At 39.7% G+C, this 14,484-nt stretch carries 17 protein-coding genes; 3 read left to right on the forward strand and 14 right to left on the reverse strand.

Annotation, left to right across the window (positions count from 1 at the left end; all coding sequences use genetic code 11):
• Nucleotides 1–993: AraC family transcriptional regulator (locus RTV33_RS01270; protein WP_312640703.1), on the forward strand; the 993-nt coding region annotated here is incomplete at its 5' end.
• Nucleotides 994–1,111: 118 nt separating this feature from the next.
• Here RTV33_RS01270 and RTV33_RS01275 read toward each other — a convergent pair.
• From RTV33_RS01275 to RTV33_RS01335, 13 genes are all read right to left on the reverse strand, one after another.
• Complete coding sequence (locus RTV33_RS01275) at nt 1,112–2,041, reverse strand: haloacid dehalogenase-like hydrolase (RefSeq protein WP_312640705.1); 930 nt, start codon at nt 2,039–2,041, stop codon at nt 1,112–1,114.
• 148 nt (nt 2,042–2,189) lie between these two features.
• Entirely contained in the window at nt 2,190–4,754 is a 2,565-nt protein-coding gene (locus RTV33_RS01280; protein WP_312640707.1) for an HD domain-containing phosphohydrolase, read from the reverse strand.
• Nucleotides 4,754–6,388, reverse strand: a complete 1,635-nt coding sequence (locus tag RTV33_RS01285) for a GH3 auxin-responsive promoter family protein (RefSeq protein WP_312640709.1) — start codon at nt 6,386–6,388, stop codon at nt 4,754–4,756. Before RTV33_RS01285 ends, RTV33_RS01280 begins: the two co-directional genes overlap by 1 nt.
• 8 nt (nt 6,389–6,396) lie before the next feature.
• The gene (locus RTV33_RS01290; protein ID WP_312640711.1) at nt 6,397–6,957 is read right to left on the reverse strand and encodes a hypothetical protein; all 561 of its coding nucleotides are present in this window, start codon (nt 6,955–6,957) and stop codon (nt 6,397–6,399) included.
• Nucleotides 6,958–7,285: 328 nt separating this feature from the next.
• Nucleotides 7,286–7,879, reverse strand: a complete 594-nt coding sequence (locus RTV33_RS01295) for a dual OB domain-containing protein (protein WP_312640713.1) — start codon at nt 7,877–7,879, stop codon at nt 7,286–7,288.
• 13 nt (nt 7,880–7,892) lie between these two features.
• Nucleotides 7,893–8,336 (reverse strand): DUF488 domain-containing protein, encoded by a 444-nt coding sequence (locus tag RTV33_RS01300; protein WP_312640715.1) that lies wholly within the window; start codon nt 8,334–8,336, stop codon nt 7,893–7,895.
• Nucleotides 8,337–8,942 carry a DUF488 domain-containing protein gene (locus RTV33_RS01305; RefSeq protein ID WP_312640717.1) on the reverse strand — a complete coding sequence of 202 codons (606 nt, stop codon included), beginning with the start codon at nt 8,940–8,942 and terminating at the stop codon, nt 8,337–8,339.
• Nucleotides 8,943–9,005: 63 nt separating this feature from the next.
• Nucleotides 9,006–9,389, reverse strand: a complete 384-nt coding sequence (locus RTV33_RS01310) for a hypothetical protein (RefSeq protein WP_312640719.1) — start codon at nt 9,387–9,389, stop codon at nt 9,006–9,008.
• Nucleotide 9,390: 1 nt separating this feature from the next.
• A complete protein-coding gene (locus RTV33_RS01315) occupies nt 9,391–9,963 on the reverse strand; it encodes a hypothetical protein (protein ID WP_312640720.1) in 573 nt (190 codons plus the stop codon).
• Between the two features lie 12 nt (nt 9,964–9,975).
• Nucleotides 9,976–10,164: a hypothetical protein gene (locus RTV33_RS01320; protein ID WP_312640722.1), complete on the reverse strand. Its 189-nt coding sequence runs from the start codon at nt 10,162–10,164 to the stop codon at nt 9,976–9,978.
• Nucleotides 10,148–11,335 (reverse strand): hypothetical protein, encoded by a 1,188-nt coding sequence (locus tag RTV33_RS01325; RefSeq protein ID WP_312640724.1) that lies wholly within the window; start codon nt 11,333–11,335, stop codon nt 10,148–10,150. Before RTV33_RS01325 ends, RTV33_RS01320 begins: the two co-directional genes overlap by 17 nt.
• A 17-nt stretch (nt 11,336–11,352) precedes the next feature.
• The gene (locus RTV33_RS15615) at nt 11,353–11,622 is read right to left on the reverse strand and encodes a zinc-ribbon domain containing protein (protein WP_396327195.1); all 270 of its coding nucleotides are present in this window, start codon (nt 11,620–11,622) and stop codon (nt 11,353–11,355) included.
• Nucleotides 11,623–11,636: 14 nt separating this feature from the next.
• Nucleotides 11,637–11,891, reverse strand: coding sequence for a DNA mismatch repair protein MutS (locus RTV33_RS01335; RefSeq protein ID WP_312640726.1), 255 nt, complete (start codon nt 11,889–11,891; stop codon nt 11,637–11,639).
• Nucleotides 11,892–12,186: 295 nt separating this feature from the next.
• On the opposite strand from RTV33_RS01335, the gene RTV33_RS01340 reads away from it, so the two are divergent.
• Nucleotides 12,187–12,513 (forward strand): DUF6809 family protein, encoded by a 327-nt coding sequence (locus tag RTV33_RS01340; protein ID WP_312640728.1) that lies wholly within the window; start codon nt 12,187–12,189, stop codon nt 12,511–12,513.
• The gene (locus tag RTV33_RS01345; protein ID WP_312640730.1) at nt 12,497–13,066 is read left to right on the forward strand and encodes a DUF6550 family protein; all 570 of its coding nucleotides are present in this window, start codon (nt 12,497–12,499) and stop codon (nt 13,064–13,066) included. Before RTV33_RS01340 ends, RTV33_RS01345 begins: the two co-directional genes overlap by 17 nt.
• A gap of 50 nt (nt 13,067–13,116) precedes the next feature.
• On the opposite strand, the gene RTV33_RS01350 is transcribed toward RTV33_RS01345, so the two are convergent.
• Nucleotides 13,117–14,322, reverse strand: coding sequence for a DUF6076 domain-containing protein (locus tag RTV33_RS01350; protein WP_312640732.1), 1,206 nt, complete (start codon nt 14,320–14,322; stop codon nt 13,117–13,119).
• Between the last annotated feature and the right edge of the window lie 162 nt (nt 14,323–14,484).

Below are 14,484 nucleotides of genomic sequence, written 5' to 3' on the forward strand. Positions count from 1 at the left end.
AACATTTACCATGAGCGATTTATTTACTTTGAGCTGTCCGAAGTGAATTCCCTGCTGATCGGTCCGTTTTTGATAGAGCCTATACGGGAAGGTGAGGTTTCCAACATCATCCGGGCCGAAAACCTCCCAATCAAGCGCAAATCCAGCCTGATGGAGCACTACCGTAAACTGGAGGTACTTGGGGAAAACCATTATTTTTACCTGGGTAAGTTGCTAGATGGCATATTTGGGCAAGGGTTCAGCTCATGGAGAGCTCCTCCGGCTCATGAGATGCCCGAATCGCTGCCCAAAGACTTTTTCGTAGAAACCTACGAAAACCGAATCAATATGTTCCATCACCCGCCTTATTTTTTAGAGCAGGAAATCGCCCGCCTGATCACTGCGGGCGATAAGACCAACGCCATGGTAATCCTCTCACAAATTAATACACTGCATCGGGCAGTTTTAGCTAAAGATCCGGTTCGATCTCTGCGCAATTCCCTCATTTGCAGCTGCACCTTTTTTACCCGCGCCGCAATAGCCGGCGGTGCAACTCCGGACGAAGCCTTTACCCTCAGCGATACCTACATCATGGAAATTGAAGCCACACAGTCTCTTATGGCGTTGGATGAGCTGGAACGCAGAATGGTGATTGGGTTTACCGATTTGGTGCGAAGTATTAACGAAATGCGCTATTCCAAGCTCATTCGTCAGGTGGTTGAGTACATCAACAATCATCTCACCGAAAAGATAACACTGGAAGAGCTGGCAGGAACCGTATTTGTCCATCCGAATTATCTCTCCTCTCTATTTAAGCGTGAAACCGGCAATTCAGTCTCGCAATACATACTGTTGAGGAGGATTGAGGAATCGAAGTATTTTATCCGTTACAGCAGCAATACTCTTTCCGATATCGCAAGCTTTTATCAGTTCTGTTCACAAAGCCATTTTACGCGCATTTTTAAACAGTATACCGGTATTACTCCTTATCAATTTCGGAACCAGCAGGCATAATACACTGCTGTAACATACCTAAAACAGCGAAAAACTTAATGGCCATTTAAAACATATAAAAAGACGATTGGCACTCATAAGCGTCAATCGTCTTTTTATATGTTTTGCTTTGTAATTGCTACCGTGCAATAGAAGCTGCCATGCGGTGATAGGTGTGCCGTATACCACGAATGGCTGTGGAATAAGCCAAAATATTTTCCGGCAGTGCCATACCTAAGTACCCCGCATCTCCCAGATGATGGATATCTGTTCCTGCCATTTTGCACATCAAGGCAATCTGGCGGATAGTATCGGTATCTGCTCCCTCCTGAGAGGTTCCGACGGCGGTAATCGTTAGTGCGCCAAGGCTATGAGCATGGGCAATCAGCGATCTGGCATATTCCATGGTGATGCCCCCAACCGTACCGGGTGCAGGCAGCAGGATAATATCCGCACCCGCAGCTACAAATTCATCGATGTCCTGCCGCGTGATAATATTCTCTCCCGCTTCGCTGATAATGCCGGATGCATGCATTTTTCCTGCCGCTAAAATCACCTGCTCGCCAATCTCCCTGCGATATACCTTTAAGGTTTCGATAATGGCACGGTTATTTACGCCGATTCCCGGGTTTCCGGTAAGCAAAATTAGGTCGACACCCATTTGGCAAGCCTTTTTTGCATTCTCTAACGTAGCTTTTCTGCCCTGTGTGAGGGCCCACGGGGTATCATCAGAGTGACCCGAAGGGAGATCCTGCTCCACCGGCTCCAGATTAATGCCTACAGGGCGCCCTGTCAGCCGCTTGAGTTCAGTGATTGTTTCCATCGTCGGTACTGTGGGCAGCCCGTTGATCAAAGGCTTTTCCACATCAAAAAGATTTAACAGCAATAAATCCGCACCCATTGCGCAAACAAATTCCGCATTTGTAATATCCCCCAGCATTGGCATGGTAACACCAATGGTTTCACAGGCTAAAACTCTGCCTTCACTGCCTGCAATCGAATCCAGAAGTGCCCGCTTACCGAGCTTTTGAAAATCCGAGGCATAACAATCCAAAAATCGTTTTGACATAAGCAACCTCCTTATCAAAACAGCCTATATTCTTCCAATATGCGGTTAATAAACCAATGATATCCAAACCAATCATTCTTGTCAAGCACCGCGCTTATTTGGCGGTGCTTTTGTAAAGCCAATAAAATGATAGCCCTAATACAATCCGCTAGCTACTTAAAGCAGTCTCCAGCTCAAAACAACCGGCTATCTCCGGCGGCTCTTGTGGTACTATTTTACCCGAGCGCACCAAGCTTGCAAACAAAGGTGCCAAGTACGGGTCGAACTGTTTCCCAGCCTCTTTTTCCAGCTCGTTGAGAGCATAATCCAACGAGTAGGCGTCCTTATAGCTCCGTTTTGAAATCATCGCATCAAAAGAATCGGCAATGCATAAAATTCTCGCAGAAAGAGGAATGTCTTCTCCTGCAATACCCCTTGGGTATCCCCTTCCATCATACCTTTCATGGTGCCCGATAACTGCCGGAATTACATAATCAAGGCTTGGAAGGTAGCGAATGATACCGATAGAGTTTTCGACATGACCCTTCATAATGTCATATTGCTCCGGAGTGAGCTTGCCCTGTTTGTTGAGGATCTGCTCCGCAATGCCAATTTTCCCAATATCGTGCAGCAGTGCGGCTTCGCGGATCATTTCCACCGTATCCTCATTGAGACCGAGAGCCCTCGTCAGCTCTGTGGAGTAATAAGCAACGTTTTTGGAGTGCCCAAATGTATAATGATCCTTAGTATCGATAGCCGCAGTAAGCGCAAAAATTGTTGGTGCGTACCCAGAGTAAATTTCCTCCCTGCCAGCAGAACTGGGCCTGTCCGTTTCTTCCCCTAATGTTTGACCCGCGGCGTAAACCATAATTGCGTTTTTTCCGTTGCGCTTTACCTGATAAACCGCTATGTCAACATTCTGAAGCAGCTGCTTTACAGTGACCGCACCATAGGGAATAGAACAAATACCCACACTGACGGTAAGCGCCTTCAGCGTATAGTCAGCGGACTTCTTGTTCATATCCATAATCTGTCTGCGGATGTTCTCTGCCAAATTCTTTGTAGACAGCAGGTCATACATCGGCAGTATTACAGCAAATTCTTTACCGCTGCACCGTGCCACACTCCCCGAAGCCCCTGTGCTTACTTTGATAATTTGGGCAACCATTTGCAGTGCAATGTCACCTTCTTTATTGCCATAAAGTTGGTTGTAAAGCTTAAAATCATCTATATTAATTATCATAAGCGCAAGGGAATCGTGTTTATGCTTTTCATATTCCTCGTTAAGCAATTCATAAAAGTACTTGCGGTTGTATACCCCCGTCAGCTCATCGGTTCGTGCCTCCATAATCGCTTTTTCATACAGCCTCGAGTTTTTGACGGCAATAGACGCTATTACCTCCACCGAGGAAAGAAAATTGATGTCATCCAGTACAAAATCATTCTTTTTATTCTTGCCCGTGAGCATGATAATTCCAACCAGATTGTCTTCATCCTTAAGCGGCACACAGCATTCAATTTCAAAGTCGGAAAGTTGCCGTTTTTCAATTTCCCACATCGATTTATATTCTATCGTGCGCTTAAAATCCTTCAACATCAGGCACTCACTGTTGGCTTTCAGCCACTGAACAACCGGGTTGTCGTGCTGAAAAGTGAAGGTGCTCTGGTCAAGAGAGCTGGTGCTGCGGGCAAAAATATAGTTTTGCTCTTTGCTGTCTGCGATACAGATGTATACACGCTTTACGCAAATGGTATTTTGAATCACATTTACAAGCGCTTCCAAAATTTCATCCACCTTCAGGCTCTTGGATACCGCAACACTGAACTGCTTTAAATTTTCGGCTTGAAGAATTTCGTCTTTTACAAATACTCTGTCTATAAAACTTTTCATCGCAAAATAAATGGTCTGAGTTGCAGCCGAAAACAATAAAGCAACGACCAGTACACGATACCGCACAAGTTGGGGTAGATTGTTTTGAATGAACTGCTCCAGTGGGCGAATAAAGTTGACAAATAAAAATAGTGAAATAATAGCCGCAATTGCATAACAGTTGCTGCGTGAAATCAGTAGCGTCAGCCGGAACAGGCGCTTTTGATACAGAGCGTAAAACAGGCACATTGCGTAAAGAACACCCGAGGCTATGTCAAGCGGTATACCCTTAAACAACGGCAGCATAATTGCAACGTTCCCTAAGAAAATGATTACAATCCCTGCAAGGATGGGCAGAAACTGGTGACGGGTCATTTTATTGCTGCCGCTTCCTTTTATGAGCACTACAATCGACCGAAAAACCACAAGAATGCAAAGGATAAACAGGATGGAAACAGCCCACGTAGGATGATAAATAAATGCAACTTCTCCGTTGGTAGCACGAGCCAGTTCCGGTGCTGCCAGAAAAAAGCCTGTTTTTATATTGATAAGGTTGGCTACGAAAATCACAGTTACTGAAAACATGTTAAAAAACACGCTTTTTTTACCGGTGAACTCATATAAAAAATTCAGCAGACCGCAGGGAAACAGCGTAAGCCCCAACAGCGACAAATCATACCACATCTTGACAGACGGCCATAGCTGCATACGCATACAAAGAGAGGCTCCCGACCAGGTAATGAGCAGAAGAAGCATCCATAAAAAAGCATTGATAAGCTTATTCCTTTTAGAAGCAAGAAAGGGCAGCCCCATAAGTACATAGCACAGAAGAGAGATGACGGGAATCTGCACAAAACTACCCATTACAGTGAACCTCCCCTATAAATAAAATAGCAGCTGTCTTGAATGCGCAAAAGCTCGGCAACATCATAAGGCGCCGGATTGATATGCCGCAGGCTTTTGCCTGTACACAGTCTGAATTCTTCAAACGTACCACAGCGTATTATCGTAATTTCTAATGGCTCTATGCCCAAGATACGTTTTAAATCACGATAATCGTTGTCAACATATTTAAAGTAAACCTCCATATGCTCGCGAAGAATCTCTTTGCTGATTGCGCTTGTAACCAATGCTTCGGGTGCTATCTCTACATAGAGGTGTAAAAACGGGCGCTTGTTCTCTGTAAACTCTTTTGCCGCGAACCAGTTCTGTACAGGCAGCCTTGAAAGCTCAATGACTCTTGCTATGGAGTTTTCGGTAATTCGCGTAAAGCCCGCAATATCAATCACCGACGAAACGCGGTCTATGTACTGAAACCTCGGTATTTTTGTTTTGTCCTCACGGCAGGTCAGCCCCAGGCAGCGATAAACATCTCCCACACGGTAGCGAACAAATGCGCCGCCTTTGAATACAGAAATAACAAGCTCGTATTTTTCGCCGGGAACCACCTCGTTCATGAGCACCGTTTGTGGCTGGTAACTCTCATCCTCAAGGCTTTTGTTCATCTCCAGCTCGGGAATGAACTCATAGAAGCATGCATCGGGAAACAAGTAAAGACCGTTGCGGTTCCATGTCTCGGTACCAATACAGGTAGGCTCCGTACCCGCAAACAGCTCCATCGGGCGAATTCCCCACAAATCCTCAAGGTCATCCTTGTAGCATTCGTTGTCGGTTCCGGCACAGACAAAGCCCTTAAGCCGGAATAAGTCCTTTGGCTTGAGTTTTCTGCCTTCTTTTTTGCAGCGGTACTTCGCCCTAATGAGCCGAAAAAGCATCTGCGGCGAGCAACGAAACAGCGATTTCTTATTGCCTCCGGAGGTTCCGCTGCCAATTTCAGCGACCGACTGGCTGATGTAATACGCAACACTGCCCATACCAAAGAAAAAGTCGATGCCTTTGCTAAGCCCAAGCTTAAACCCTTTTTTATTTCTCTCGCTGAAAGACATTTTAACCGCTTCAGAGACGGGGGGCAAAAACTCAAAACCGATGGTATCGTTGAGAGACGGCGGAATAAGCCCTGTAAGATACGGCAGGGGCGCGAACCCGTAAAGCACCTTATCCGTAGATTTTACGTCAAAGACGCCCTTTTCTTTTGCAGTACAGAGGATCAGTGCCGATATGAGATTATTACGGTAGGTATCGAGCATGCCTTTGGTATAAGGTGCAACTTTTACCGGGTGTTTTCCGCCCTCCCATGTGGTTTCAATCCAGACAATGGCGGGTGCCGGAAGCATGTCATCCCTTTTTTGGAGCAGTATATTGGCGTAGTCACCATAGGTAGAAAGGGGTATCATAGAACGAAACTCATCAATGGTTTGAGGCCTTTTGGAGCCCAGCACGCTTTTCCCAAGTGGGCTTTGGCTCCAAAGCTGAATTTGCTCGAGCATAAGCCGGTTTTGAATCAGCATGTAGCCTTCTATATCCAAATCCAAAAAGCCGCAGTACTCCTGCCAGATCTCATTGTATTGCCCTTTTTTCAGTTTTTCTTTCAGGTTCATAATTCGCTCTAGCCTCTTTTCCCCATCGTTTTAAAACAATTTTGAATGCTGCTCAAACAAGGTATCAAAAATGGAGCTTGTTTTTTATAAGTATCATAATCATCGAAGGTCTTGGGGAATGTCCAAAAATCTTGGAAAACAATATAAATTACATTGCAAATGCATATAGCAACCGCATAAATCGCAAACTGATCTGACGGAAAGGTAAGATAAAGAAAACCGTAGAGCCCAATAAACCACAGCACTCCCGGGTGGCGGCACAGCGCATAAACTCCGGTTTTACAAACCGGTCTACCCCTTTCACTGCTTACATACGTGTCGGAAAAAGGTAAAGCAAAAAAAAGGGTATATACGAGCAGCAGCAAAAACAAAAGAGCAGGAACGATAAACCACCAGTTTTGCTGATGATATTGCCAGCTGGAGCTTACCACGCCAGCGGTGCTGACTAAAATAAGGATACAGCCCAAAGTAAACATAGTATTCAGTTGCTTCTTGCGCCATTTAATATCGTTGATATCGTAAATGAAAAAAAGTAGAAAACCTATTATTCCTATCGATACATACATCATTATTGGTATCCCCCTTTCCTCTACGGCACCAAATTTACATATTAAGGTATATATTTCCAATAAATATTTTAACATAATTTGTATATTAATACAATCAAATTCAAAATGGGTGCTATTATCCTAGAATAACTTTTATTATTTCATATTCCGGTCACAGCAAAGTAATAAATTGATGATTTCCCTGGTAATTTGAATTATTTTATAAAAAAACCACACAAAGCATAAAGCGACTGTGTCACAAGGGAAAACTAAGAAACGCAAGCTGAATACGGAAAACCTCTACCACTTTCTAATCATAAGAAAATGGTAGAGGTTTTTTATTACAGCGTCAATATATTGCTGATACGTATTTAAAATACCCATTGCCGCTTCTTGTAAAATCATCTGAAGGAGGCAAACTAATAATCGCATATCCAGTATCAACTGAGGTGGGGTCTACAAAATATTGCGAATCTGTTACGGAGTAATTTAAATGTTTTGCTCCATTATGTATAAATGATGCCTTTGTCTTTCCCTTTTCATTTTTAGAGAAAGTCATTTTACTAAACTTAATTAATTCAAGAGAATGGTTTAAATGACTAACATCATTTAGTTTGTATTTATAGTCGCCAAAAATAGTTGAGTTCTTGTTTTCTAAAAATGCAAGTTTATTGATATCGGACAAAGTTCCTACTTTCCTTAGTCCAAATGCCAAATCAATGAGAACATTCTCGCTCTGATGTTCAATAGGACAATCTTGTATTATTTTGACTTTAACAATATCAAGGAGGTTAATAAACCGGGTGTAATGTGTTGGAAGTCCATCACCATGCTCTGGTTCACTTACAAGTCTGATTAATTTTCCTGTTTTTGTATCGTATGCAGCCACACACTTCTTTCCCCATTTTTCAGATAAGGTTAATATAATAACTTCATTTTCCACAGCATGTCCTCCTTTATAAGTGATTAACCGATGTTTTAAATAATCTTGCAAAATATTGGGCAACTAATCGTCTATGACATTTTTCTGCAATGTCCTCACTGCAAAGCAAACAGATATTTTTATCTTCTAAAAAATTATATTTATTTTTTATATAGTCTTCTATTTGCCTTAAATTCATGATTTCTGCAAAGGTTTGTTCGTATACTTCCCAAGATACACTTTTATTTTTATAGTCTTTTAGCAATTTATCAGTAGGAGCAAATGTGCTATCATGAATATAGTTTATATCACAGATCTCCTTTAAAAAATACTCAATATCAGGTGATTTAGCGAAACCAGCTAACTGAGAAGTATTGTTTAATCTGACATCGATTAAAGTGTCAATCCCGTTGTTTTTGAGTAACTCAAAAAATTTACGTGCTGTTTTTTTAGTAAATCCGATTGTGTAAATTTTCATTTACATGTCCTCCAAATTAAATCCGATTTCTTTATTTCGCTTACGATAGCCCTCACTTATTAAAACATCTTCATCACTTGCTGTAGAAAACAAAGATAGCTGTTGGCGATCTTTAAAATACATATCTAACAGGCGTTTTTCTATCTCACCTTGTGTTTCAATTTTGCCATCTGCCTTAATATGCTCTACCGTAAAACCACATTCTTTGAATCCTTTACCAAGCATAATACTTCGATGACAATTTATTGGATCTTTTTCTGCGCACATAAGCGCAAAAGCATAGCCCTTTTTAATTCCTTTTGTAACCTTATTCACTCCCTCCAAAAACTGTTCAGACGAAATAAATTTACTAAAGTCAAGATAACCTTCATTTGAATAAAAAATTCTATTTTCTTGGCGAGCACCAAATTCATGTGCATAATTTCTATATAATATTCCCCTGTTTCTAAGAGATATTTCCAATGTATCTTTATTATAATCGGAATAATGCTGTGAAAAAGGGGTGCTACGAACGTCTATTACACATGTAATATTATTTCTTATTAAAGTATCTATAAAGTCATTAATCAAAAAACTGGTATAACCAATAGTATATATGTGTTTCATATCTTCACGCTTCCTGTGTTGTTTTTGCATAAAATATTTATAATTATTATAATATTTTTATCACTATGTTTCAAGTTGAATATTATTTGTTTTGCAGTCCGCAAACAATCCAGAATCATTAAAAGTCCTAAACACTTCCACAAAATCAGGTGACTCAACCAATTCTGCAATTAGCTCTGATTTTGATTTTTTATTAATATTGATTAACTTCTTGGCTCCATAAAAAACTCCGAAAGTAGCAGCATGAAACAAACCTGCTCTAAAAGTATCAACACCATTAGAAACTTTAAAGGCGGTTCGAGCCTTGTCAAATCTACGTCTATTTTCATCTGATAGGTTGTCTATAAAGACTTTATACTCTTCACAATGTGCGTAGGCATAAGCATAAACGTCTGGATTTATCACATAAGCTTCTATTATTTTTTGTAAATTCTTTTCAAAAGACATTTTAAATCTCCTTTTCTTTCGTATAATTTTCTATTACTTTCTCCATCTGATAGGCATATTTGCATTCCCTTAAATCAGATAAAAATGATGATTGCGTTGCTTCTGTAAGCTTGTCCACTAACCCATGAGCGGCGTTAAGCACTTCAATCTTTCGTATTTCTTCATTAATTGAGCTTTCAAGTTGTCCAACAATGGCAAGCCGTATCAATCGATTCTCTGTAGAGTAAACCTTTGATGCTATCTTTTTCTTAATATCTGGATCGTCGATAATCTCTAAGATAGCATCTAAATGAGTTTTGATGTAATTATCGTTTTCTTCTATTGACCAAAGTCCTGTGTTCTCTTTTAGCTCAATTCGGTAGTTGTAATATTTAAAAATAGCAAAGCAACATAATGCTGGAATGCCTATCAGTAAATATTCATTGAGCTTGTCTTGATAATACATCCGTGCATCTTCAAGGTATACGTAGTTAAAAAACCAAGATAAAAGCCCTGAACCCGCCAGCAATCCGCTAATAATCATGGGAACCTTTGCCCAGTTATCGTAATACTTAAATCTCATTGGTAGTTTCATTGCTTACTCCTCCTAAAATGGGTCGGTCTCATCGAAAACCTCAGGTTCTGAGACCTTTTCACCTTGTGCAATTCTCTCTTTTATAGAAATTTGATCAAAATTGACTGCAAACTGATCATCAAAGATATCCCTTATTACATACTCTTTAGAATTTAACCAATCTTCTTTGCTGCCATAAAAAACATTATCTATCTTCATCATAATAGCCCTCTTCATCCCAATCTTCGGCATACTCGCTATAGTCATCTAAAATGTCACCGGCGTATTCTCTGTATGTTTCAGCCAATTCTTCTACACATTCGTTCTCATAAGCTTCGTATTCTTCATCATATTCAAAAGAATCATCAGTACTAAAATCTGAATCCTCATAAGCAGAATAATCATTATCATAGTATCCAAGTCTTCGATCTGCTTTATATTTTTGGAATTCATCCTTAGTCAAAAACTTGCCAATTAGTCGCTGTGCTGAAAACCGAAGCTCATCATTGGCGTCTACGTCACATTGTAAAACTGTCCAACCGTGATAATACTTATCCCCATTCTGCTTGGAATCAAATTTTACATCCCTAATATCCACAAAATATTTATCCATCTTTAACTGGTATCTATCTTTATGTGGTTGAACCTGCGTGCCAGTAAAATTCACCATAAAGTAGCTCCGTGAATTTTTATGCTCAGAACAAAACGCAAACACCTCAGCAAAGTTATGAATGAAGTTTGGTATCTTAGGATAATGCTGTTCATATTTTTCTTTTAACTTTGGAACATTGCCTTTTCCTAAAATACGGATCGGACTAACAATTCGCAGAGTATTAAGATGAAATTCGCTTTTAACTGTTTTGAATTCAGCTTGAATAACCGTTTGCTCTTTGAGTTGTGCAAACTCATTATGATAACTATGTAAGCCGTATTCGCTACCGTTGGTGTCAACAACATTTACAACCTTACCAGTAAAAACATCAATGCCAATTATCCGTAAAAATGGCTTGTTTCCTCTTTTGATTTTCTGGCAGAGTATAATAACAGTATTTCTTTTCGTGACCCCGTCAAAACTGTCAAACAACATTCTTTCATCAATGGTAGGCAAATTAAAAACATTAATTAAATCTTCGTTAGTCGAAACGGCTTCTACGATGACGTCTGTAGACTCTACAGTTATTGGCTCTGGTAGATACTTGCTATATTTATCTTTAATCTTTTGCTTGTCAGGATCTTTAAAATCTTCGATTGACAAAAACAATATAGTTCCCCACACAGAATTAGAAATTTTCTTTTCACCAACATTATGAAAATTGATTAAGACATAATCATCGAATTTCTCAATAACCGAACCAATTCCAAAAACTTTATGCCATACATCTTTTAAAGTCATTATTATATTTTCCTCACTTACCTCTTATAATATTGAGACCACAAATCATCATGGGGATGTTCATTTCTTACATCTACTGGCATGCCGAAAATTCTTATATGATCCCCAAAACTATTTCGTTTCAGCCCAAGCTTATTAGTATCTAAATCATCACATTTATGTGCTTGTCTACACATTTTACAACGTTTGGGAGGGGCAAATCTTTTTTTCTTATAAAACTCAACTTCATGTTCAGTCATCTCAAATTTATTGCCACATTCTATGCAAGTTATTTTTATAGTACACATATTCATTACCCTCCCTATTGCAAAATTAGACTGGTAACACCTTGGTTTAAACTTAAGAATTTACGCTTAACTCTTGGATTGTAAAATTCTTTCCTCACCATATTCATCAAAGCAGTTCCACTATGGTATCCATGAATTACTATAATTTCTTTAATATCCAGAGGGGCGGTGGCTACTTTATTATTCAAATAAATCGCAGCCTCCCAAACTTTCATTTTGTGTAAGTCGATTTTCATAATTTCAGTTTCTTTAAAGCTATAATCTAACATTTTCATTCTCCTTTAATTTTAAAATGGATAAAATTAAAGGACACCTATAAAAAAAGATCTAATCCTTGAGAACACAACCAACTAAAGCTTATAGAAATATTCTATAAACTAAAGTGCTTTGCTGCGCTAACAGCAAAAGCAGAGTTGTGTCAATCAAAATTAAATCACTTTTTATAAGTGTCCACTATCATAATAAGCCAATATGAAAATTTTGTCAATACTTTTATATTAAATGTTTGGTAGCTATTTATAGCTGCCTGTGGTATCCTTTGAAACTAATAAAGGGGGTGCTACTATGCAAAAAAGATTGGATGACCTATACCACAGTTTCTGTAACAAGCAAGACTTTACAAATCGTATGCTTTCCGTTGAAGAAAGCAATAAGGATTTGATCAGCAAACTTTCAGAAGCAGACGGAAAAGCTTTACTACGGATCATTGATACCTTACAAATGATTTGCAATTATCAAAGCAAGGCAAGTTTTATCCAAGGCTTCAAATTAGGCTTTGAGCTAACAACTGAATTACAAACTTACGATTCCCGCAGTGCTGAGATAGACTCTCAAAACTGCGGGAATTCTTTTATGCCCCAGGAGGTGCAGAAAGATGAAGAAGAAAACTAAAATCGTATTAACAGCAGCCACACTTGCAACTTTTTCTCTGACGATAACAGCGTATCAACAGAAGTCTCAGATGCCACCCAGTCAGCCCGACGTTCGCCCCATGTCAGCACTTACAGAGAGCAGTAGGGATAACACCCCACCCGCAGAAAATAAAACCGTTGTTGCGGACGAAAGCCCAATAATCAGCACCCAAAACCCATCACATGACAGCACCCTTACAGAAACCGATTTTGAGCCACCAACTACAGCTGACAGCAAGGGAATTTTGACGGAGAGCAGTCCCCAAAGGGATAACCCTACCCCCACACATGCACCATCAAAAAACACCATCACAACCAAGGCGTGTGAGCCCCAGATGGGAGATACCCGTATGGTAAATGGTCAAAAGCAAAGCTACTTCTTAGGCTTCGGCTGGGTAGACGATATGGGCGAGAATGAGGTTATCTACTGCGAGGGAATGTACGAGAACGGCAACAAAATTGGCAGCATGGGCGGTGGCACCTTTGTAGACGGCGATGGGGACATCAATAAAATGATCGGTATCATGGATTAAATATTAAAACAAGAACAAGGTGACGGTATCAGCCATACCGTCACCTTGTTCTATTTCTTAATCTCCGACAAATATTCCTCAATGGTAATTTCATCATTTTCGGCTTTTGTACGCCACTGGATTGCCCAGCTTGCCCACTGCTCAAATTCAGAAACCGTCATTTTCTTTTTCATATATCTTGCATAATGCGCCTTGTATGCACGGTTATAGCCTTGCCATACAGGGTCATTTTTGCATTTATCATCATATCGCTTTCTTGCCCCAACCTCTCGACAAGTCTTGGTACTGTCTTGCGGTGCAGTGCGTTCGCAGTAGTCGGTATACTTTCCAGATTGAATGAGGAAATACTGACTGCAGTTCTCACATTTCTTTGGCAGGTAGTTTGTTTCGATGCCACTAAATAAATCGTAATATAAAAATGCTCCCAGCGACTTGAACTTATATGTTTTACAAAGAATTGATTTTCCTTTCGCATCTGTCAAAACAGAATGAGAAAACATACCGTATCCCGAAGTGAAGTTTAAATATGGTGTTGTTTTTAAGCTCTCATATTTTTTTAGAAAAGAGGTAAAGTGTTCTGCCAAAACACTATTATCCAAAAACTTATGCTCTGCATTTAAGTAGTTGTCTATAAAATCAACATACACTTCCTTTACACGCAAAATATCGTCAATGAAAGTGATATATCTCTCAAATAGATTTTTGATATCTGTGTTCAGTGTCTCTAAATCAGCAGACATTTCATAATTAAAAAGCTCCTCTTTTAAATCCCACGGTTCAAATTTTGTAATATAAAAATGATGTCTGTCCTCTCCGCAGTAGGTATCAACATAATGATTAAATCCATATTCGTTGGAAAAATCATCGCTGTATAAAAGCTCGTCCTCCACTTCATCCGTATCGCCTGTTTCCCATATCCAAGGCTTTGTGTTCAATACATCAACTAATTTTTCAGCGTGTAGCTCACTACTGCTTGCAATATGGTTGGCAATGGATAGCTGATTAAAATATTGATCTATAAGGCGCATTGCTCCCTGTGCTTTCTGCACATGGGAGTTGTATTGTTCTATTCTGAAAATTTCCATATTCCCAAACAAATCAAGCTGAGGCAGCTCCCTGACTAAAGTTTCTCTGCAGCCTTTTAAATTGGGCACCTTGGAATTTAGTATTTCTATTAAAACTTCGTTGGAAACAAATGCTTTTTTGCCTTCCAAATAGATATCGTTGTCCTTAAAATTTGCTGTAAAAGTAAACATACAAGCTCACCCCTTTAAACATGAAATAGATGATGCAATACACGAAATAGAAAGTGTTTTTGCAATAGACAATAGCATCACGAAAAATAGAGAATTTACTAAAATAGATAATGCAAACTCTCTAAATAGAGAATGTATAATTTATTGTACCACATCTATTTA

This window comes from Hydrogenoanaerobacterium sp., from assembly GCF_032017025.1.
In the GTDB taxonomy this organism is placed as follows: Bacteria; Bacillota; Clostridia; order Oscillospirales; family Ruminococcaceae; genus Hydrogenoanaerobacterium.